The sequence below is a fragment of the Ralstonia sp. 1138 genome, assembly GCF_040544795.1.
GTDB lineage: Bacteria > Pseudomonadota > Gammaproteobacteria > Burkholderiales > Burkholderiaceae > Ralstonia > Ralstonia flatus.
Genome location: NZ_JBEPKQ010000004.1, coordinates 461,254 through 482,649, shown reverse-complemented (window position 1 = coordinate 482,649; position 21,396 = coordinate 461,254). Strand labels below are relative to the sequence as shown.

The following is a 21,396-nucleotide window of genomic DNA, read 5'->3' as shown; positions in this document are numbered from 1 at the left end:
CTTGCGCAAAAGTGTTGACGAGGACGATTCTTCTTTGCCATAATCTCGTTCTCGCGTTGCAGTGATGTGACGCAAACGGTCTGGCAGCACAAAGGTTGTACGGCAGTGCTGGTAGCCAAAAATGCGGGAATAGCTCAGTTGGTAGAGCGCAACCTTGCCAAGGTTGAGGTCGCGAGTTCGAGCCTCGTTTCCCGCTCCAATTTTAAATATGTGGCTGTGTTGATGTGATGGCGCAGCGGCATAACCGGTTACGCGGGAATAGCTCAGTTGGTAGAGCGCAACCTTGCCAAGGTTGAGGTCGCGAGTTCGAGCCTCGTTTCCCGCTCCAATCCCGAAGGGAAGCCTTGCTTCCCTTTTTCTTTATCGGCACGGCAAACACGCGGTTCTTCATGAATTGCTACAATGCGGTGCTGAGCCCCTGGCGGGGTAGCAAAGTGGTTATGCAGCGGCCTGCAAAGCCGTGTACGCCGGTTCGATTCCGGCCTCCGCCTCCAGAATAAAAAAAAGCCCCGACTGGTTCGGGGCTTTTTGTTTTTCCACGTATGCGGCTGCCGTATCGCTACGGCGTTGGTGCGATACCGGCGCACAGCAAGCGAGAGTGGTAGATATCTGTGCAAAAAAAAGAGCAGCCCGGCAAGGCTGCTCTTTTTGGTGCGGTGTGGCTTACTCCTTCGGCTGGATCACCGCCCATGCATTTGTCCCCGGCGGCACGGTGATGGTGTCAGCGTACGTACCCGTCACGGAACCCCGCGGCGACACGAACGCGGCATACGGCGCCAGCGTAGCGGGCGATGTCGGCAGGCTCTGAACCGCATGGAAGGGTTTGAGATTGACGGCCGGTACCTGGAAGCCAACTTCTGCACGCGCTGGGAAGCTGTAGCGAGAAGCTCCACCGCTAGAAGGCATCAGCGACGCCATCGTCACAGCGAAGCGCTCTGCTTCCGCGCTGAAACTCGAATCTGCGCGTGCCGCCTTGATCGCATTGTCCAGCACGGTTTTGGAGTCTGGGCTGTCCATACGCGTAAGCAGATCTTTGTAGAAGCCCAGGCCGAGCTGGCGATCCAGGAATCCGCCAAAAGCCCCATTCACTGCATAGCTGTCGCAGGGGGCGTCGCCACCGCTGGTAAACGTCGTCAACGGACATGTGTAGCCAGTCGTCGCTACGAAGTCCGGAATGCGAATGTCCCGCACGTTGTTGAAAGTGGCGTCCACGTTAAAGCTGGCCCAATCCTCCATCATCATTGCCGACTGCTCTTCCAGCCAGGTGTCGAATGCAAATTCCGATCCCTTCAGGACGGCGCGGCGGTAGAAGTTCTGCATATGCATGCCTTCGTGCGCCAGGGTCATGAGCGACGCCTGCAAGCCAAAGCTTCCGCCCAAATACATGGTCTCCGTATCGAGGTAGAGCGACACGGATTCGTTGCTCTTCGGGGCGCTGCTCTGCAGGAAACTGTTCAGCCCATGGAAGTAGCCGACCATGCCGAACGGTTTGGCGTTTTGGTCGAAGTTGAGCAGAACGAGGTCGATCGGCTGGTTTGGGGCCAACAGGTTGTTGTAAGGTTGATCGCCCCACAGCGGTCCGCCCACGGCTGTCAGCATGTCGTAGACGCCCCCGGCGCGCGCATACGTGTCCAGCATCTGATCGACGATGGCGTGGGTGATTCGGTCCGGCGCAAGCTCACTGTGCTCCACCCACAGGTTGATCATCTTTCCGTCTGCGGCGGCCTGCTGCTTGACCAGCGTGGCGGTGCGGGCCACACCGTTCATATCGTTCCACTGACGTTGATCGTTGACTGCATAGACGGTCGATGCTTGCGTCCGGACGCCGGCAATACCCATTTGCGATTCGCTCGCACGTGGGCCGAGGAGCTTGGCAAAGCCAGAGCGGTTGAATTCTTGGATGCGCGCCCGGATCTCGCCGTCCGTCGCTTCGGGCGGTTGCACGCTCCGCACAGCCGCGCGATTGAAGGCGGATGCCTTGACGAACATGGAGAATGGCGCAGGCGTGTCGGTCGGGTTGGTGTAGACGACGCGGACATCCTCGCCCGAGAGACCGCCTGCCATGGTGATGTTGACTTGTGCTGCCTTGGCCGTGGCGCCCGTATTTCCTACAGACCAGATGCCTACGCCCGAACCCGAGTACGTTGCATCGTCTGCTGCGGCACAGTCGGTGCAGGCCCTTTGGAAGTCGTTCTGTGGTTTGGCCGGCGTTGTGGTGCCGGTGGCGCCCTCAGGCATGGTTGAATTCGCCGGGCTGTCATCGCCGCCACCACAAGCTGCCAAACAGGCGGCCATGATGATGGCTAATCCCAGGGCAACCGCTGGTTGCCGATTCTTGAAATGCATAATCCGCCCCTAAAAATGGTGCCACGGTTGGCACCTTGAATAAAAAATGAGGATGCTGGCCTTGAATGCCTATTGTTGATAAGGCGAGGGCGGATTTTATCGAGCCTCTAGGGAATGGGGTCTCGATATTTTTGGAAATAATTGCAAATAATGTATTTAAATCTATTTAACCGTTGTGATTGTAATTATTTATTTAAATTAACAAAAATTGTTGTGATCCGGGGTGTGCGGTTCGTTAGCGCGGTGGGCCTTCGGCTTCCGTGCCCGCTCAATCATGTCAGTCGCAACTTTCTTGGAGTAGGGACGCTGCCGCGTCCGGGGGGCGATCACCTCAACGCTTCACTGGCTTGATGCTGCGAACGTGGAGTGTGTGCTTTGCCAGCGCTGAGAACGTTGTGTCGCTGCCAGGTGTGCCCGACACAATCACGCGTTGGTTGACCAATGGGAGGAGCGCATTTTCGTCCGGCACATCAAGTTTCCACAGCGCACCGTCCTCTGTTCGCACGGCGAGGTGGTTAAAGGGAACATTCCCAACTTGGCTGAGTGTGCCGTGCAGCGTGATGTCTGAAGTCGGCGAGGGAAAGCTGCATGCGGCCAATAGCGAAGAGGTCAAAAAGAGCAAGAGCAAACGAGGAAATCGCATGGCGATAATGGCTTATTGAACGTGGTGAGATATATCTCGGGCTGATGTAAGCCCATTAACGCGTGTGGCGGTTTTTGGTGGAAGGAATATGACATCTAGCGGTCTCGGGCCAGTCTGGATATTCGGAGGCCCGCTAACGCATCGTTCCAGCCGGCTGGCCCAGGTGGAGTAAGCTTGAGCCGTTTTGCCCGTAGGAGGGGCGTCCCGGGACACTTCGCTCGATCACCGCACAACAGCGTGTATCTACTACCCCGGTGCCGGGCACACCCTGTTCTGTCTCAATAAAAAGTGATAGAACGGCACAAACCGCCGCTGCGGCGCGGGGCTTTTCACAATTGTTTGCAATGTCGCGGGGGTAGCCTTCTAGGATGGCCTGGGCTCAAGTCGGTGTGGAAGCTGTGCCGGCGGCTCTGAATATGAGCCTGGGCGCGGGTCAGGACCGTACCGGACGCGGCTGAAGGTGCAACGACGATGTTCCGGCTGGGACCCGATCACAATGAGAACGGGCCGAACCGGCATTCCATGAAGCGACGGCCGGCGGTAACAATGGGGCCGGACCCGTCACGGGGAAAGGGCAGTCCAGATGGCGATACGAATTGCCTCGGTAGAAGACAACCAGGCGCAATCGGATTTGATCCGCGAAATCCTGGTTTCGTCGGGATACGAATGCGAGAGTTTCAGTAACGGGGATGCCTTCGTCAAGGCGCTGCGGGATCGAACGTTCGACCTGCTGCTGCTTGACTGGCAGTTGCCCGATATCAGCGGCATCCAGCTCGTGAGCTGGGTGCGGCAGACGGTCGGCCCGGCGCTGCCGGTGCTGTTTCTAACCAACCGTTCGCTCGAAGACGATGTAGTGCGGGGCTTGGCCGCGGGCGCCGACGATTACGTCGTCAAGCCGGTGCGCCGTGCCGAGCTGGTGGCGCGCGTCGGTGCGCTGCTGCGTCGTGCCGCGCCGCGCACCAGTGAATCGCTCGAACGCATTCGCGTCGGTCCGTATGCGGTGGACCCGGTTGGGCGCGTGCTGACACTGAACGGCTCGCAGGTCGAGCTGTCCCCGCGCGAGTTCGATCTGGGGCTGTACCTGTTCCGCAATGTCGGCAAGCTGGTGCCGCGCGAGCTGATCGAGCAGGCAGTGTGGGGCCGCAGCATCGGCCCGGATTCGCGAACGCTGGCCACGCATATCTCCAAGCTGCGGCTCAAACTCGATCTCAATCAGAAGAATGGCGTGCGGCTGGTCTCGGTGTATTCGCATGGCTATCGGCTGGAAACCACGCAGGAAGATGGCGAAGCAAGCTGAAGCAATTTGGGGTGGTTTGATTGGGCGCGCCGCGTTTGTCGGCGCGTTCGTTCTTTTTGGCGGCGTTTGGCAGCTGGCGATGGCCCAGCCTTCCGGCGCGGACGGTTCCGATTTCGTCTATCGGGTGCAGCCGGGCGACACGTTGATCAGCCTCGCTGAACGTTACATGGACAGCGTCGAAGGCTGGCGCCTCCTGCAGCAGCGCAACCATGTCGCCGATCCGTATCGGCTTCAGCCCGGCTCGCTCCTCCGGATTCCGTTCGATCGCATTCCGGTCGTGCCAGCGGCGGCGCAGGTCGTGTTCGCACGCGATGCAACCGCCGGTGGCAAGCCCCTGCAGACGGGTACGAAGCTTGCCGAAGACGCACAGATCGACACCGGCGACAAAGGGGCCGTGACGCTGGCCTTTGACGACGGCACACGCGTGACGGTGCCACCGGGCAGCCACGTTGCGCTGTCGCGTGTGCGGGCGTTTGCGCGTGCCGGGCTGATCGATGTGCGCGTGCACGTGAAGAAGGGCGAAGCGGAATCCAACGTCTCGCCCAAGAAGAGCGGCGTGGGCCGCTACGAGATTTCCACGCCGGCGCTGGTGACGGGCGTGCGCGGTACGCGTTTCCGCGTGCAGGCCAGCGAAGCGGGTTCGACGAGTTCCGTGCTGGAAGGTGAGGTCGCCACAAGCGCCGGTCGTCAGAAGCAAGCGGTCAAGGCCGGCTTTGGCGTGGTGGCATCGGCGGGACACCTCAAGCGGGCCGCGCTGCCGGCGGCGCCCAGGCTCGACGCCATTCCGCAACTTGTGCAGACGCCGTGCCTGCGCGCGACGTGGCAGCCGGTCAAGGGCGCGGTCGGGTATCGCGCCGCCGTGGCGCGGGATGCAGCGCTGACCGAACTCAGCGCCTATCAATCCAGCAAGACGCCGGCGGCAACGCTGTGCGGCGATGAGGACGGCGACTACATACTCGTCGTGCAGAGCGTCGACGCCCTTGGCCTGACGAGTGAATCGGCCACGCGGCCGTTCACGGTGCGGCTCCATCCGGAAGCGCCGTACACGATCCAGCCGGCCAGCGACCGGACCTACCGCAGCGGCGACGTGGCATTCGCGTGGGCGATGGTGTCCGACGCGAGCAGCTACGACCTGGAAGTGAGCGATGCCGAGACTTTCGCCTCGCCGGTCATTCAGCAGCATGGCAAGGACGTGCGCCTGGTCAGGCCGCTGACGGCCGGCACATGGTGGTGGCGTGTGCGCTCGGTCGCCGCGGACGGCAAAACCGGCCCGTGGAGCGATGCCCTGCGTTTCCGCGTGCTCGACATCCCGCTCGATGCCGTGCCGACTGCCGCCGTGGACGCCGGCGATGACGGCAAGCTGCATGCCCATTGGTCTGCGCTGTCGCCCGAGCTTGCCGCATCTGGCGCGCGTACGCGTGTGCAACTGGCGGGCGAGCCGAGCTTTGCCAAGCCCATCGTCGACATCGTCAGCGAAGGGAACGATGTGACCATTCCGCGGCCGCCTGCCGGCGTGTATTACCTCCGCACCGGCGTAGACCTGGGCGATGCCGCATCGGTGGTCTACGCCAAGCCGCAGCGCATTGACGTCGGCACCTTCGTGGGCGACTCCGTACGCAGCCCGGTGCAGAGCGGCGACGGCAATCTCCTTCTCAATGACTGAATCCGCACCTCCCCAATCGGCCGCGCGCAGCCTCGGTGTGCGTGCGCTGGTGGAGTGGGGTGTGCTGGTGGCACTGGCTGCGCTGCTGACATTGGGCGCTGTGCGCTGGAGCGTGGTCTCACGGCTTGACGCGGCGCTGTACGACGCGGTCGTCACGCTGCACGGGCATGCGCCGCGCGACGACATCGTCATCGTTTCCATTGATGACCAGAGTCTCGACGCGGTGGGACGCTGGCCGTGGCCGCGTAGTCGTCTTGCGGATCTGATCGCGCGCGTGGGGCAGGCACGGCCGCGTGCCATCGGCGTCGATATTCTGCTGATCGAACCCGATCTCGCGCATCCCGAAGGCGATCGCGCATTGATCGACGCCCTCAGGCAAGCGGGGCATGTCATTCTGCCCGCGCTGCCCGAGCGCACGGAGCAGGGGCGCGTGTATCACTATCCGTTTCTGGGCATCGACGCCGCCGTCGCGCATATCAATGCGGCGCCCGATGCAGACAGCGTGGTGCGCGGCATGTATCTGGCGGAGGGCCCGAGCGCGCATCTGCTGGACCATCTGGCCGTGCAGCTTGCGCGGCAGGCGCTGCGCTCGCCAGCCTCCGTGCCGGCGCTGCCCGATGTGGAAACCGATGTGGGCGGCTGGACGCGGCGTGGGCATATCCGCCTGAATTTTGCCGGGCAGGCCGGTACGTATCGGCACGTGCCCGCGCTGAACGTGCTCGACGGCCACGTGGCGCCCGATGCGCTGGCCGGCAAGCTCGTGCTGATCGGGGCCACGGCCTCCGGGGTGTCCGATATCTTTGCGACACCGCCGTCGCGCACGATGAGCGGCGTGGAAGTGCTGGCCAATGCCACGCAGACCATACTCGACAGCAGCGCCATCCAGCCGGTGTCGCCCGGTGTGTTTTGGGCGATGACGCTGCTTCCTTTGCTGATGACCGCGGTTGCCGTGCGTTGGCTGACGCCGCGTATGGCGCTTGCCGTAGCGCTGGCGGGGGCGGCCGTCTTGTTGCTGAGCGCGATCGGGGCGCTGGTGTTCGGCAATCGGTGGTTGCCGCCCTTTGCCGCGTTGGTTGGGCCGCTGGTGTTGTATCCGCTGTGGAGCTGGCGCCAGCAGGAAGCCGCGCTGCGTTTTCTGCGCGACGAGATGCAGCGCCTGGCGCGCGAGCCCGGGCTGCTGGCGGAGACCGCACCGCTGGCGCGCCCCGGCCGCACATTGGGCGCGCACATGGATGCCGTGGCGTCTCTGACGGACAAGCTGCGCGGGCTGCGTCGCTTTCTGGCCGATGCGCTGGAGAGCCTGCCCGATGCCACCGTGGTGTGCACGCACGACGGCACGATCCGCCTCGCCAACGGCCGCAGCGCCGACTTGGCCGGCCAGGCGCAGACGCCCGGCCAGAACCGCGCGGCCGCGTTGCGCGACCTCCCGACGCTGCTGGCGCGAGCGTTTCCAGACCCCTCCGCAGGCGAGCACTACTGGGCGCGCTGGCTCGCCGGTCCCACGGGGCTCGAACCTGTCGAGCTGCAGACGCACGACGGCCGCTCGATGTTGATGCACGCCGCCGCATTGCGGGACGAAGCGGGGCGCCCCGTCGACATCATCGTCAGTTTTGCCGACATCACCCCCGTGCGCCAGGCCGAGCGCCATCGCGAAGAGGCGTTGCGGTTCATCTCGCACGACATGCGTTCGCCGCAGAGCGCCATCCTCGCCCTGATCGAGCTGCAGCGCGATGCGTCGCGCGCGTTGGATCGAGAGGTGCTGCTGTCTCGCATCGAGCAGCTGTCGTCGCGCACGCTGGAGCTGGCCGATGCCTTCATCGACCTGGCGCGCGCCGAATCGCAAACGCTCAAGCTGGTGGACGTGGATCTGGTGGGCCTCGTTCTCGATGCCGCCGATGAGGTCTGGCCGCTGGCGAATCGTCACCAGGTGGAAGTGCGCGTGGCGGCCGACATCGAAGCGGCCGTGCGGGGCGAACCGCGCTTGCTGGTGCGCGCGCTCGTGAATCTGCTCAACAACGCCATCAAGTTCAGCGCGGCTGGTTCTGTGGTCACGGTGACGGTTGAGCAGGACGAAGCCACGTTCTCGGTGGCCGTGGCGGACCAGGGGGCCGGCATTGCTCTGGCCGATCAGTCGCGGCTGTTCCAGCCGTTCCATCGCTTGCATGAGGGGGCGGCCAACGCACCCTCCGGCAGCGGGTTGGGTCTCGTATTCGTGAAGACGGTGGTCGACCGGCATGGTGGCCGCATTGCTGTGCAAAGCGCACCCGGCCTGGGGTCGACCTTCACGCTGTGGCTGCCGCGCGTCGCGCATCGTCACGACGCCTGAGGGCACGACGGTCTCGTGTGGCCTTTGCCACATTCCCTTTTCAATCATTTGCATTTCGGCACGGCGGCGGCCCTACAGTTCATTGGCCGACCCGCACAGCATGCACCGGTGACACACCGGTCGAGAGACGACGGCACCTTGGAAAAAACCGAGCACAGACACGCCCGAGGCGCCACGTATGTTGAGCCAGATTGCAACCGATGTTTTGAGCGAATGCGATTACGAGTGCATTCGCGCGCAACTGCATCACGCCCTGCGCGGTAACGGGAACCCGCCGCAGTTCAAAAGCTTCTGGCTGGCTGGTCGGCATGTATCCATGTGGCGCGGCGGCAGTGGCGACGACAGCAATGCACAGCATCATCGTCACGCCGCCGCTTGACCGCGCCGCACGCAGTCCACTACGACACCGAGCCATGAAAATCGGCCTGATCGACACGCACCTCGCCCGCCAGCAGGCGATCCACACGGCGCTGCGGCCCACGCGCTTTGAATGTGTGCCGCTGTTTCTCTCTCGCCAGGTTTTTGAAGCCATCGACCTGCACGGCATCAACCTGCTGATGGTCGGCGCGCATGCGCACGACATGCCCGGCCTGTCGCTGGTGCGCACGGTTCGCGAACGCGTGGGGCCCGGCATGGCCATCGTCTATCTCGCCGACGGGCAAGCCGATACCGAAACCGCAGACGCGCTCAACCACGGCGCTGACCTTTGCTTCCAGGGTGATATCCGTCCACCTGAATTGCTGGCGCGCCTCGATGCGTTGATTCGCCGCTTTGCCGTGAGCCGCGCCGTGCGGGCGTCGGAGATTCGTCTGGGGCCATACACGCTCGATCGGCAGAACCGCTCCATCCGGCTGCGTGATGCTTCGGTGTCGGTGCATGCGCGTGAGTTTGAGCTGGCGCTGTTGCTGTTCGCGAATGCGGGACGGATTCTCTCGCGCGCCGACATCGAACTGGCCCTTTGGGGCCGGGAGCTGAGCCCGTATTCGCGCACGCTCGATACGCATGTCTCGCGCCTGCGCAAGAAGTTGCTGCTGGGCGCCGAGAACGGCCTGCGCCTGCGCGCCATCTACGGGCAGGGCTTCTGCCTGGAGCGCGTGATCGACGCCGAAGCAACGCACTGACCGCCTCGACCCGCGGAGCCACTGCCATGCAATTGCTCTGTATCACCATCCTCATCGGCTTTCTGGCCGGGCTTGTGGCGCGGTGGGTGACGCCACGCTGCGGCGCAAGCGGCTTCGTCCTCACCATCATGGTCGGCATTGCCGGCGCACTGGCAGCGGCTTTTCTGGGTCAGTTGATGCGTTGGTATGAGCCTGGGCAATTGGCTGGGTTTGTCAGCGCGATGGTGGGCGCCATCATCCTGCTGGTCGGCTATCACGTGCTGGCACGCGAACGCTGAGTCGGTCGTTTCACAGTAAGGCCCCGCAAGTCGGGGCTTTTTTTGTTGGTGAAGCAGGGAGGAGACTCGAACGCCCGCCACCAAAAGAAACGCCCTGACACTCGGGACAGCAGCATCAGGGCCAAGAAGGCCGCGGCTCTCTCTTCCGCGGCCGGAGCGCACCCACGAGGGGTCGGTGCAAGCTCAGGTTACGTGGCTGAGAGCGGGCGAATGCAAATCTTTATCAACAGCGCGGAGATCGGCGGATATGCGATGGTTGCTGCGCTACTAGTAAGACGTCGTACAACCGAAGGTCGTTGCCCGGCTCAGCTACCTGCCACGGACGTTTGAGTGCCAGCCGCTTCATGCGCACGGCGCAGACGTTCGCGGCTGTTTGACAGGTGCATGCGCATTGCGGCGCGAGCGGCTTCGGGATCTTTCCGCGCAATGGCTTCGAAGACGCTGTGGTGCTCCCGGTTGACCGTGGCGCGCAGTTCGGGCGCGTTCAGGTAGCCGACCTGCGCCAACCCCATCCGCGTGCGGGGAATGAGCGTCTTGCCGAGTTGGGCGAGGGCGCCCACGAAATGCTCGTTGCCGGTGGCGCGGGCAATGCTCAGATGAAATTGGAGGTCGGACGTGGCGCTGTCGTTGCCCTCCGCCTGGTCCTGCTCGATGGCTTCGAGCGCCAGACGCAGCGCCTCGATCTCGGCTGCGGAGATGCGCTGTGCGGCCAGGCCGGCGCATTCAGTCTCAATGGCGACGCGCAATTCGAGCATGCTCAAGATGTCGTGCATCGTCGACGCATCGCCCAGCGGGATGCTGTTGTCGACCCGCGGCGGCAGGACAAAGCTGCCGATGCCGTGACGCGTCTCGATCAGCCCCTTGGCTTGTAAGCGCGAAATCGCCTCACGTACCACCGTGCGGCTCACCCCCAGCGCTTCCATCAACGCGGATTCCGTGGGCAGCTTGTCGCCAATCCGTAGGGATTCGCTGGCAATGCGCCCCTTGACGTGGTCCACCACCACGTCCGCCAAGCTTTGGGTGCGGCGCACGAGCGTTGCGGGCGAACTGACGGTGGGCATGCGGTCTCCGGGAGGGCGGGTTTACCAGGGGTGGTTCGGCAGGAATGGGTCCATTATAGTCGCGTCCATGTTGTACGACGACTGATGACATACGTGATGACAATCAATCACCCTGCTACCGAATCTGCAGTTCGCACGCCGCGCGTGACCCGCCTTCAGGTCATTCCCGTGGCGGGCCGCGACAGCATGTTGCTGAATCTCAGCGGCGCGCACGGCCCGTTCTTCACCCGCAATATCGTCCTCCTGGAAGACTCGGAAGGTCATATCGGCGTGGGCGAAGTGCCGGGCGGTGAGTCCATCCGCAAGACCATCGAGGATGCGACGCCGCTGGTTGTCGGACAACCGATCGGTGCGTACAACAATGTGCTGAACAGCGTGCGACGCCAATTTGCCGATCGCGACGCTGCCGGCCGCGGGTTGCAGACCTTCGACCTGCGCACCACCGTGCATGCGGTGACGGCGCTGGAAAGCGCGCTGCTCGACTTGCTCGGCCAGCACCTCGGCGTGCCTGTGGCGGCGCTGCTGGGGCAGGGGCAACAGCGCGACAAGGTGCCGGTGCTCGGCTACCTGTTCTTCGTGGGCGACCGCAAGCGCACCGACCTGGACTACGCCGACGGCAGCGATGCCACGGACGACTGGACCCGAGTGCGCCACGAAGAAGCGCTCACGCCGGAGGCCGTCGTGCGCCTCGCCAAGGCGGCCCATGCGCGCTATGGCTTCAAGGATTTCAAGCTCAAGGGCGGCGTGCTGAGCGGCGATGACGAGATGGTCGTCACCACTGCATTGGCCGAGGCCTTTCCCGAGGCGCGCGTCACGCTGGACCCGAACGGCGCGTGGTCGCTGGCGGAGGCCATTCGCCTGTGCCGCGACAAGCACGACGTGCTGGCCTACGCCGAAGACCCGTGCGGCGCCGAGGGCGGTTACTCGGGCCGCGAAGTGATGGCCGAATTCCGCCGCGCCACTGGCCTGCCGACGGCGACCAACATGATCGCCACGGACTGGCGCCAGATGGGTCACGCGATTCAGCTGCACTCGGTCGACATTCCGCTGGCCGATCCGCATTTCTGGACGATGCAGGGCTCGGTGCGCGTGGCGCAGATGTGCGACGACTGGGGCCTGACCTGGGGTTCGCACTCCAACAATCACTTCGACATTTCGCTGGCGATGTTCACGCACGTGGCCGCGGCCGCGCCGGGCAACATCACCGCCATCGATACGCACTGGATCTGGCAAGACGGACAGCGCCTGACGCGCGAGCCGTTCCAGATCGTCGGCGGCGAGATTGCCGTTCCGACCGCCCCGGGCCTGGGCGTCACGGTCGACATGGAGCAACTGGAGAAGGCCCACGCGCTGTACAAGCAGCACGGCTTGGGCGCGCGCGACGACGCGATCGCCATGCGCCAACTCATTCCCAACTGGCAGTTCGACAACAAGCGCCCCTGCATGGTGCGTTGACTGTTGACCGCTACGGCGGAACCCGAGGCGGCGCACGTCGTGGCACGCCGCCTCGTAGATCGGTAACCAATAAAAAAATATCGGAGACAACACCGTGAAGACCATCAAGGGCTTGCGCTGGTGGATCATCGTGCTGGTGTGCCTGGGCACGATCGTCAACTATCTGGCGCGTAACTCGCTGGGCGTGCTGGCGCCCACACTCAAGAGCGAGCTGGGGATGAGCACCCAGCAGTACTCCTACGTGGTGGCGGCCTTCCAGGTCGGCTACACGATCATGCAGCCGGTCTGCGGCTTTATCGTGGATCTGGTCGGTTTGCGTATCGGTTTTGCGCTGTTTGGTGTGTTGTGGTCGTTTGCCGGCGTGCTGCACGCGGGTGCTACCGGCTGGCTGTCGCTGGCAGGTTTTCGCGCCTTGATGGGGCTGACGGAAGCCGCTGCCATTCCGTCGGGCATGAAGGCCGTCGCCGAATGGTTCCCAGACAAGGAAAAATCCGTCGCCGTCGGCTGGTTCAATTCGGGCACCTCGCTGGGTGCGATGTTGGCGCCGCCACTGGTGGTCTTCCTGCATCTGCGTTACGGCTGGCAGTCGGCGTTTGTTGTGACCGGCGCCATCGGCTTCCTGTGGGCCGCGCTGTGGTTCGCGTTCTACCGTTCGCCGAAAGACCACGCCGCGCTGTCCGACGCCGAGCGCGAAAAGATCATCGGCGGACAGCTCCGCCCGGTGAGCGCCGAGCGCGGCAAGCGCCCGGTCAAGGATGTCGTGACGTCCCGCCGTTTCTGGGCGATTGCGCTGGCGCGCTTCTTCGCCGAGCCGGCCTGGCAGACGTTCAGCTTCTGGATTCCGCTGTACTTCGTGAACGAACGCCATCTCGATCTGAAAGCGATCGCCATGTTCGCGTGGCTGCCGTTCCTGGCGGCGGACCTGGGCGGCCTGGTGGGTGGTTACCTGTCGCCGTTCCTGATCAAGCGTTTCCGCATTCCGCTGGTGTGGTCGCGTGTGTGCGGCGTTGTGCTCGGTGCGTTCATGATGATCGGTCCGGCGTGCGTCGGGCTCGTGGCGTCTCCCTACACGGCGATTGCGTTGTTCTGCGTGGGCGGCTTTGCGCACCAGATGATCTCCGGCTTGGTCAACACGCTGTCGGCGGACGTCTTCGATCCGGAAGAGGTCGGCACCGCCAGCGGCTTTGCCGGCATGGCGGCGTGGATCGGCGGCCTGGGCTTCTCGCTGTTGGTGGGCGCGCTGGCTGACAAGGTCGGTTATGGTCCGCTGTTCGGCCTGCTCGGCGCGTTCGATCTGATTGGCGCGGCGTTGCTGATTGTGCTGATTCGCGGTCAGTCGCATGAAGAACGTGCCGCGCGTCAGATGCGTCTCTCTGCTTCAAACTGAGTTGAAACCGATGTCCATGTTGAATCCCCCCCGATTCGAAGTCCAGGCGCATGAAGGCAACCGGCTGCGGCTGGCCAGCAGCGCCGGCGCTGCGATTGAACTCTTCGTGCTGGAAGAAGACATCATCCGCGTGCTCGTGCTGCCGCAGGGCGACCTGCGCGGCCCGGCCACGTGGTCGATCGCCCCCGGCGGTGACGACACGCCGCTCGAAGGGCGTGACCGCCGCGACCTGAGCGGCTTCGCGCTGCCCGCATTTGCGCTGCACAGCGATGCCGACACGCTGCGCGTGGAAACCAGCAAGATTCGCCTGAGCGTCGCCCTGGCGGGCGGCTTCTGCACATGGCAGATCCGCGGGGCTGGCGGGTGGCAGACCGTGCTGAACGATCGCCCCACGCAGGCCTACAACTTCGGCTATTGGGACGAGCAGGTCTACCACTACGTGCGGCGCGAACCCGGCGAGATGTACTTCGGCCTGGGCGAGCGCGCCGGCGACATGAACCGTGCGCACCAGCGTTATGAGATGCGCAACATCGACGCGATGGGCTACAGCGCCCGCACGACCGATCCGCTGTACAAGCACATCCCGTTCTACGTGACGTGGCAGCCGGAAAACCGCACCGGCTTCGGGCTGTTCTACGACACGCTGTCCGATTGCAGCTTCGACATGGGCCGCGAGCTGGACAACTATCACGGCCTCTATCGCTACTTTGTCGCGCCGCATGGCGATCTCGACTACTACTTCATCGCCTCGCCCGACACGCCGCTCGACGCCACGCGCCGCTTTACGTGGATGACTGGCCGCCCCGCGTGGATGCCGAAATGGGGCCTCGGTTATTCCGGCTCGACGATGACGTACACCGACGCGCCCAACGCGCAGGAACAGATGGCCGAGTTCATCAAGGGATGTCGTGAGCACGACATCCTCTGCGACTCGTTTCATCTGTCGTCGGGCTATACGTCGATCGGGCCGAAGCGCTACGTCTTCAACTGGAACACCGACAAATTCCCGGATGCGCGCGGCTTCGTCCAGAGCTATCTGGACGCGGGCATTCGCCTGTGCCCGAACATCAAGCCGTGCCTGCTGCGCGATCACCCGAAGTTTGAGGAAGCGAGAGAAGCCGGCTTGCTGATTTGCGACGCAAACGGCGAGCCGGCGTGGGTGCAATTCTGGGATGAAGTTGGCGCGTATCTCGACTTCACCAACCCGAAAACGCTCGACTGGTGGAAGGCCAACGTCAAGAGCGCGCTGCTCGAATACGGCATGGCGTCCACCTGGAACGACAACAACGAATTCGAAGTCTGGACGCCGGACGCTTTCGCTCACGGGTTCGGCAAGAAGGCGCCCATCCGCGAAGCCAAGGTGCTGCACACCATGCTGATGATGCGCGCCTCGCGCGAAGCGCAGCTCGAATTTGCGCTGCAGCGCCGGCCGTTCCTGGTGTCGCGCTCAGGCGGTGTCGGCATGCAGCGCTACGTGCAGACCTGGTCCGGCGACAACTACACGTCGTGGGAAACGCTGCGCTACAACCTGAAGATGGGTTTGGGGCTGGCGCTCTCGGGCGTCTCGAACATCGGCCACGACATCGGCGGGTTTGCGGGCCCGGCGCCGTCGCCCGAGCTGCTGGTGCGCTGGGTGGCGTTTGGCGTGTTCCTGCCGCGCTTCTCCATCCACTCGTGGAACGACGACAAGACCGTCAACGAGCCATGGATGTATCCGCAGGTCACCGCGCAAATCGCCTCGCTGATCAAGCTGCGCTATCGGCTGATTCCGTATCTGTACGAACTGCTGTGGCAATCCACGCAGGCCTACGAGCCTGTGCTGCGCCCGACGTTTGCCGAGTTCCCGAACGACCGCCGCTGCTACGCCGAGTGCGACGACATGATGATCGGCGCGTCGCTGCTGGTGGCGCCGACGGTGGACGAGGGGCAGACCGAGCGCATCGTCTATCTGCCGGCTGGCGCGCGCTGGGTTTCGTACTGGAGCGGCGAGGCGTTCGAGGGCGGACAGACCGTCACGCTGCCTTCGCCGTGGGACCAACCCGTCATGCTGATTCGCGAAGGCGGCGTGATCGCGCTGAACGTGGCGGAACAGCATTTCGACCAGCGCGCCGATCGACGAGGCTTCCTTTTCGTGCCCATGCAGGGCGTTGGCGAGGCCGTTGGCGGCAGTGTTGAAGACGACGGCGAAACCGAAGCGTGGCGCGACGGCGAGCAGGGCCGTTGGAGCGTGCGCGCGGTGTCAGACGCGCAATCCATCACGCTACACGTATCGCGCGAGGGCAAGATGCCGACGCCGGCCGACGCGGTGGAGATTCACTTGCCCGCCGGTGACGTGCGGCAGGTGCAGACGCCGCATGCCCGCGTGCTGGAAACCGTTGTTGTGGGTGGCTGGCGCCGCCTGACGTTGCAATTGCTGGCCTAGTGCCGCATTCTCGCTGCGCATCACGATCGGGTCCGCAGAGGCACGGTGATGCGCAGTGTTCCCTTGGTGCAGGAGATTTCCGAGCTAACAACGATGAAAACCACACGACCCAAACGTTCCCTTTCGATCCGCCCGGTCTACGCATCGGCAGCGCTGCTCTGCGCGGGCGTGTCGATGCATGCCGCAGCGCAAACGTCGGTCACGCTGTATGGCGTGGTCGACAACGCCTTTGCCTATTCGAGCAACCAGGGCGGGCATTCCAACGCCTACATCAACTCGGGCGCCTTGCTGGCCAGCAAGTTCGGCCTGTACGGCACGGAAGATCTGGGCGGCGGCAACACGGCGCTGTTCCGGTTGGAGAGCGGCTTCAACGCCGACACGGGTCAACAAGCCCAAGCCGGGGTCATCTTCAACCGTCAGGCCTATGTCGGCCTGAGCAACACGAACTATGGCCAGGTCACGCTGGGCCGTGCGTACACGCCGTACTTCCAGTACGTCGCCTCGCTGGGCCCGACGAACGTGCTGACGGGTGCCACCGGTGCACACCCCGGCGATGTGGACGCGCTGGACACCACGCTGCGCTTCAACAATTCCATCACCTACAGCACGCCGGTGTGGGGCGGTCTGCAAGCGGGCGTGCAATACGGCTTTGGCGAGCAGGCCGGCAGCGTTTCGAGCGGCAGCAGCGTGAGCACCGCACTGCGCTATGACTACCAGGCGTTCTCGTGGGGCGTCGGCTATACGCGCCTGAAGAACGTGTCGAGCGGCACGACGGCCGGCAACTTCAGCAACGTCGGGACGTTCGCCAACAATTCGCCGGTCAACGCCGGCTATGCCACGGCAGACTCCGCGCAGCTCATTGCCACGGCCGCGCGCTATACGTTCGGCAAGCTGATGGTCGGCTTGAACTACTCGAACGTGCAGTACAAGCCGGGCGCGCTGTCGCTGTTCACGCAATCGGCCACGTTCAACACCGTGGGCGCCATTGCCACCTACGATCTGACGCCGGCATTGCGGCTCGCCTTCGGCTACAGCTACACGGCCGAGAAGGCGCGCAACGGCATCAGCTCGCCGGCCAAGTACAACCAGTTCTCGATGGAGCAGCTGTATTCGCTGTCCAAGCGCACCGCGTTCTACGCCATCCAGGCGTATCAGCGCGCCAATGGCCAGACGCTGCGCGCTTCCGGGACGAGCACCTCCATCGTCGATGCGGTGGCGTCGGTGGGCGATTCGCAGAACGGTACGCCGTCGAATGGACGCAGCCAGTTTGTGGGCATGGTCGGCATTCGGCATTCGTTCTGATGCATAGCCAGACTTGGCTTGCGCCCGGCCCAGTGCATACGCTGCAGGCCGGCGCGTTGACGATGGTCGTCGCGCCGGCAGCCGGTGGCCGCATTGCCTCGCTGGCGTCGGCCGGCGAGGGCGGCCAGCGTGTCGACTGGTTGGCGCCGATGTCCGCCGAGTCCCTGCGCGACGGCTTCGAGGGGCTGGCATGGCCCAAGGCCGGATGCTATCCGCTGCTGCCGTTCTCCAACCGCATCCGCGATGGGCGATTTGAATGGGGCGGCCGCGCGATCCGTCTCGCGCCGCATCCCGGCCAGGCCCACGCCATGCACGGACTGGCGCATGCGCGTGCCTGGACGGTGGAGCGGGTGACAGCGTCGTCGACCGAACTCGGCTTGCGCTATGTGCCCGAGGCAGACAACTGGCCCTGGCCATTCACCGCGACGCAAACGCTGGTGCTGACTGAATCCGGGCTGGATGCCGTCATGACGCTGCGCAACGATGGCGACAGCAGCATGCCGGCCGGCGGCGGCTTCCATCCATATTTCGTGCGCACGGCCGATACGCGCGTGCAGTTCGATGCTGCGATGATGTGGCCAACCGATGCGGGCGAGGTTGCCGTCCGCCGCGAGCCGATCACGCCGCGGGAAGATTTCCGCCAGGCGCGCGCGTTGCCCGATGCGGCGCTCAGCGTCTACTACAGCGAATGGCAGCAACGTGCCGTCGTGTCCCGCGCGGACGGCGTGCTCACCCTGAGCGCCGATGACCCGCTCGACCACTTCATCCTCCACGCGCCGCACAGGCAGCCGTATTTCTGCCTGGAGCCGATTTCGCACGTGGCCGATGCGATCAATCTGGCGGCGCAGGGGTGGAAGGGCACCGGCCTGTGCGCTTTGGCACCTGGCGAGACGTTGCGCATGCGCATGCAACTGCGCATCGAAACAACGGCCTGAAAATGCCGCGCCGCGTTACCGGCGTGCGTCCACCCACGCGGCTTCCTTGCCGAACCAGTCCGTCAGGAAGTCGATAAACGCGCTGACCTTCGCCGACAGGTTGGCGCGTTCCGGATACACCGCAAAGATGTCCGCCACGGGCAGTGCCCAGTCCCCCAAGACCGGCACGAGCCGGCCGGCGCGCACGTGTTCGTGGATGTCCCATTCCGATCGCATCAGGATGCCGTAGCCGGCCAGCGCCCACAGCACGCCGGTTTCGCCGTCGTTCGTGCTGAGCACGCCGCGCACCTTGATGGTTTCCTGTCGAGCGCCGCGCGTGAGGTACCACGTGCCGTAAGCCGCGTCGCTTTCGCGCAGCACGATGCACTGATGCGACTGCAGATCGCGCGGCACCTGTGGCATGCCGGCACGCTCCAGGTAATCGGGCGAGGCGCACAGCATGCGTTTGTTGTTCACGATCTTGCGCGCGACCATGCGTGAATCCGGCACCGTGCCGAACCAGATGCCGATGTCGAACGCCTTGTCGGCCAGATTGACGGAGCGGTCGGTCAGTTCAAGCTGCACCTCCACCTCCGGATACCGCCGCGCGAATTCCACAATGGCCGGCGCCACGTGCCGCCGCCCAAAGCCGAAGGTGGCGTTGATGCGCAGCAGACCCTTGGGCGTGCCCCGGCTGCTGGAGACCATCTGCTCCAGCTCCTGCAGCTCTTCGAGCAGGCGTGCGCCGGTCGCCAGATAGATTTCACCTTCGTGGGTGACGCTCAGCCGCCGCGTGGTGCGGTTCAGCAGCCGCACGCCAAGCCGCTTCTCCAGCTGCGCCAGGCGCGCGGTGATGGCCGGCGGCGTCACGCCAAGCTCGCGCGCCAGCGCGGCCAGCGAACCCTGCTTGACGAGCTGGGTGAAAAACTCCAGATCCGATACGCGATCCATTATTCAAATGAAATGAAGAATAGATAAATTTCCGCACCAATTATAAAACCGTTCTGCATGTCTACACTTCGTCTCGCCAGTGGTGGGGGCCGCCTTCAGTCAGGCGGGCCGGCCACGCGAATGGGAGGAAGCATGGCGAAGACGCTGTATCAGAAGCTGGTCGAATCGCACACCGTTGCGCAGCTCGATGCGCAGAACGTGCTGCTTTACGCAGACCTGCACATCATGAACGAGTACACCAGCCCGCAGGCCTTCGCCGGCTTGGCGGAAGCGGGCCGCACGGTGGCCGTGCTGGGCCAGCACATGGCCGTGGTCGATCACATCATCCCCACGCACCCGGTGCGCGTGCGGGTCATCCGGGACCCAGCGTCGGCACTGCAGGCGTCCAACCTGGCAAAGAACTGCCGCGAACACGGCATCGTCCTGTTCGACACCAACGATGCGTTGCAGGGCATCGAGCATGTGATTGCGCCCGAGTTGGGCATGATCCGCCCGGGCATGGTGGTGCTTTGCGGAGACAGCCACACAACGACCTACGGCGCGTTCGGTGCGCTCGGCTTTGGCATCGGCACGTCGGAGGTCGAGCACGTGCTGGCCACACAGACGCTGGTCTACCGGCTGGCGCAGGACATGCGCATCCGTGTAGAAGGCGAACTGCCCATCGGCACCACGGCAAAAGACCTGATCCTGCACATCATCAGCCGCATCGGCGCACAGGGCGCGCGCGGCTACGTGGTCGAGTTCACGGGCAGTGCCATTGCCGCGCTTTCGATGGAGGCGCGCATGACCCTCTGCAACATGGCCGTCGAGGCCGGTGCACGCGGCGCACTGATTGCGCCCGACGCCAAGGCCACGCGCTACGTGCTCGAACATGCGCGCGACGTGGCGCATACCCATGTAAGCGCCGCGCTGGCGGATTGGCGGCAGTTGTCCAGCGATGCGGACGCGCATTTTGACGTCGAGCACGCCTTTGACGCGCGCGACGTTGCCCCATACGTGACATGGGGCACCAGCCCCGATCAGGCGATTCCCATCACAGGAAAGATTCCGCAGCCCGAGGCCGCCGAGGACGCGTCGGCCCGGGCATTGCGCTATACGGGCCTGCAGGCCGGCGCCGCCATCGAGGGCGTGCCCGTGCAGCGCGTGTTCATCGGCTCGTGCACGAACGCGCGCATCGAAGACCTGCGCGCCGTGGCCGGCATCGTCAAGGGCCGCAAGGTGGCGCAGGGCGTGCGCGCCATGGTCGTGCCGGGTTCTGGCGCCGTGCGTGTGCAGGCCGAGCAAGAGGGGATTGCCGACATCCTGATCGCCAGCGGCTTTGAATGGCGCCAGCCGGGCTGCTCGATGTGCCTTGCCATGAACGACGACGTTCTCGCTCCAGGCGAGCGCTGCGCCTCGACCACGAATCGCAACTTTGAAGGGCGTCAGGGGCGGGGCGGCATCACGCATCTGATGAGCCCGGCCATGGCGGCGGCCGCTGCCATCACCGGTCGCATCACCGACGTCCGTCAACTGCAATCGCAACCGGCGCAAGCGGAGGCTGCCCATGTCTGACACCAAACGCATCGAAGGCACGGCCGCACCGCTGCCCACGCCCAACCTCGACACCGATCAGATCATGCCCAAGCAGTTCCTGCGCGGCATCGACAAATCGGGGCTCGACAAGGGCCTGCTCTACGACCTGCGCTACGACGCCGATCACCAGTTGCGCAGCGATTGCGTCCTCAACCAGCCGGCGTATCAGGGCACGTCCATCCTCGTCGGCGGCAGCAACTTCGGGTGTGGTTCCAGTCGTGAGCACGCGGTGTGGGGGCTGCAGCAATTCGGCATCCGCGCCGTCATCGCGCCCAGCTTTGGCGAAATCTTCTACAGCAATGCTATGAACAACCGCCTGCTGCTCGTGATGCTTGACGAGGCGACGGTGGAACGCATCCTGGCCGACGTGTCGGACCCGGCCACGAGCCGCATCGCCATCGACGTGGAATCGATGACCGTGCGCACCCATAGCGTGGAGGCGTCGTTCACGCTGTCCGAACGCCACCGCCACATGTTCCTGCACGGGCTCGACATGATCGGCGCGACGCTCGCACGCTGGAGGGACATCGACGCTTTCCAGCAGGCGCATTGGAAGACGCGCCCGTGGCTGCGCGACGTCGCGGCTACCACCCGCGCACGTCTGGCGGCAATGGCGCCGGTCAGCAGCCTCTGAATTTTCCCAAGACGTTTTCGC

Annotated in this window: 17 protein-coding genes and 3 tRNA genes; 16 read left to right on the top strand and 4 right to left on the bottom strand. The window is 64.2% G+C overall.

What is annotated here, in order from left to right; translation table 11 throughout:
- Nucleotides 1-123: 123 nt before the first annotated feature.
- The 3 genes from ABIC76_RS19860 (at nucleotide 124) to ABIC76_RS19850 (ending at nucleotide 494) form a co-directional block, all read left to right on the top strand.
- A tRNA-Gly gene (locus tag ABIC76_RS19860) sits at nucleotides 124-199 on the top strand.
- A 53-nt stretch (nucleotides 200-252) separates the two neighbouring features.
- Nucleotides 253-328: transfer RNA gene (locus ABIC76_RS19855), tRNA-Gly, on the top strand.
- 92 nt (nucleotides 329-420) lie between these two features.
- Nucleotides 421-494, top strand: a tRNA-Cys gene (locus ABIC76_RS19850).
- Between the two features lie 169 nt (nucleotides 495-663).
- On the opposite strand, the gene ABIC76_RS19845 is transcribed toward ABIC76_RS19850, so the two are convergent.
- The gene (locus tag ABIC76_RS19845) at nucleotides 664-2,346 is read right to left on the bottom strand and encodes a M30 family zinc metallopeptidase (protein WP_354534986.1); all 1,683 of its coding nucleotides are present in this window, start codon (nucleotides 2,344-2,346) and stop codon (nucleotides 664-666) included.
- A gap of 331 nt (nucleotides 2,347-2,677) precedes the next feature.
- A complete protein-coding gene (locus tag ABIC76_RS19840; RefSeq protein ID WP_354534985.1) occupies nucleotides 2,678-2,989 on the bottom strand; it encodes a DUF5818 domain-containing protein in 312 nt (103 codons plus the stop codon).
- Between the two features lie 583 nt (nucleotides 2,990-3,572).
- Here ABIC76_RS19840 and ABIC76_RS19835 point away from each other — a divergent pair.
- From ABIC76_RS19835 to ABIC76_RS19810, 6 genes are all read left to right on the top strand, one after another.
- Complete coding sequence (locus ABIC76_RS19835; RefSeq protein WP_027677738.1) at nucleotides 3,573-4,286, top strand: response regulator transcription factor; 714 nt, start codon at nucleotides 3,573-3,575, stop codon at nucleotides 4,284-4,286.
- Entirely contained in the window at nucleotides 4,270-5,949 is a 1,680-nt protein-coding gene (locus ABIC76_RS19830; protein WP_354534984.1) for a FecR family protein, read from the top strand. Before ABIC76_RS19835 ends, ABIC76_RS19830 begins: the two co-directional genes overlap by 17 nt.
- On the top strand, nucleotides 5,942-8,275 hold the full coding sequence (locus ABIC76_RS19825) for a CHASE2 domain-containing protein (protein WP_354534983.1): 2,334 nt from the start codon (nucleotides 5,942-5,944) through the stop codon (nucleotides 8,273-8,275). The genes ABIC76_RS19830 and ABIC76_RS19825 overlap by 8 nt, the downstream gene beginning before the upstream one ends.
- 178 nt (nucleotides 8,276-8,453) lie before the next feature.
- Nucleotides 8,454-8,654 (top strand): hypothetical protein, encoded by a 201-nt coding sequence (locus ABIC76_RS19820; protein WP_180815181.1) that lies wholly within the window; start codon nucleotides 8,454-8,456, stop codon nucleotides 8,652-8,654.
- 34 nt (nucleotides 8,655-8,688) lie between these two features.
- Entirely contained in the window at nucleotides 8,689-9,396 is a 708-nt protein-coding gene (locus tag ABIC76_RS19815) for a response regulator transcription factor (RefSeq protein ID WP_102065020.1), read from the top strand.
- Between the two features lie 26 nt (nucleotides 9,397-9,422).
- Nucleotides 9,423-9,674 (top strand): GlsB/YeaQ/YmgE family stress response membrane protein, encoded by a 252-nt coding sequence (locus tag ABIC76_RS19810; protein WP_354534982.1) that lies wholly within the window; start codon nucleotides 9,423-9,425, stop codon nucleotides 9,672-9,674.
- 305 nt (nucleotides 9,675-9,979) lie between these two features.
- On the opposite strand, the gene ABIC76_RS19805 is transcribed toward ABIC76_RS19810, so the two are convergent.
- Nucleotides 9,980-10,735: a FadR/GntR family transcriptional regulator gene (locus ABIC76_RS19805; protein WP_027677732.1), complete on the bottom strand. Its 756-nt coding sequence runs from the start codon at nucleotides 10,733-10,735 to the stop codon at nucleotides 9,980-9,982.
- A gap of 84 nt (nucleotides 10,736-10,819) precedes the next feature.
- Here ABIC76_RS19805 and gudD point away from each other — a divergent pair, with 84 nt between their 5' ends.
- The 5 genes from gudD (at nucleotide 10,820) to ABIC76_RS19780 (ending at nucleotide 18,236) form a co-directional block, all read left to right on the top strand.
- Nucleotides 10,820-12,190 (top strand): glucarate dehydratase, encoded by a 1,371-nt coding sequence (gene gudD, locus ABIC76_RS19800; RefSeq protein WP_102065023.1) that lies wholly within the window; start codon nucleotides 10,820-10,822, stop codon nucleotides 12,188-12,190.
- A 94-nt stretch (nucleotides 12,191-12,284) separates the two neighbouring features.
- Complete coding sequence (locus tag ABIC76_RS19795) at nucleotides 12,285-13,577, top strand: MFS transporter (protein ID WP_027677730.1); 1,293 nt, start codon at nucleotides 12,285-12,287, stop codon at nucleotides 13,575-13,577.
- Nucleotides 13,578-13,587: 10 nt separating this feature from the next.
- Nucleotides 13,588-15,999, top strand: coding sequence for a glycoside hydrolase family 31 protein (locus tag ABIC76_RS19790; RefSeq protein WP_354534981.1), 2,412 nt, complete (start codon nucleotides 13,588-13,590; stop codon nucleotides 15,997-15,999).
- A 93-nt stretch (nucleotides 16,000-16,092) separates the two neighbouring features.
- Nucleotides 16,093-17,301 (top strand): porin, encoded by a 1,209-nt coding sequence (locus ABIC76_RS19785; RefSeq protein WP_354534980.1) that lies wholly within the window; start codon nucleotides 16,093-16,095, stop codon nucleotides 17,299-17,301.
- Nucleotides 17,301-18,236, top strand: coding sequence for an aldose 1-epimerase (locus tag ABIC76_RS19780; protein ID WP_354534979.1), 936 nt, complete (start codon nucleotides 17,301-17,303; stop codon nucleotides 18,234-18,236). The genes ABIC76_RS19785 and ABIC76_RS19780 overlap by 1 nt, the downstream gene beginning before the upstream one ends.
- 15 nt (nucleotides 18,237-18,251) lie before the next feature.
- Here ABIC76_RS19780 and ABIC76_RS19775 read toward each other — a convergent pair whose 3' ends face one another.
- Complete coding sequence (locus tag ABIC76_RS19775; protein ID WP_354534978.1) at nucleotides 18,252-19,166, bottom strand: LysR family transcriptional regulator; 915 nt, start codon at nucleotides 19,164-19,166, stop codon at nucleotides 18,252-18,254.
- A gap of 132 nt (nucleotides 19,167-19,298) precedes the next feature.
- On the opposite strand from ABIC76_RS19775, the gene leuC reads away from it, so the two are divergent.
- Entirely contained in the window at nucleotides 19,299-20,720 is a 1,422-nt protein-coding gene (leuC, locus tag ABIC76_RS19770) for a 3-isopropylmalate dehydratase large subunit (protein WP_354534977.1), read from the top strand.
- Nucleotides 20,713-21,375 (top strand): 3-isopropylmalate dehydratase small subunit, encoded by a 663-nt coding sequence (gene leuD / locus ABIC76_RS19765; protein ID WP_354534976.1) that lies wholly within the window; start codon nucleotides 20,713-20,715, stop codon nucleotides 21,373-21,375. Before leuC ends, leuD begins: the two co-directional genes overlap by 8 nt.
- Nucleotides 21,376-21,396 lie beyond the last annotated feature (21 nt).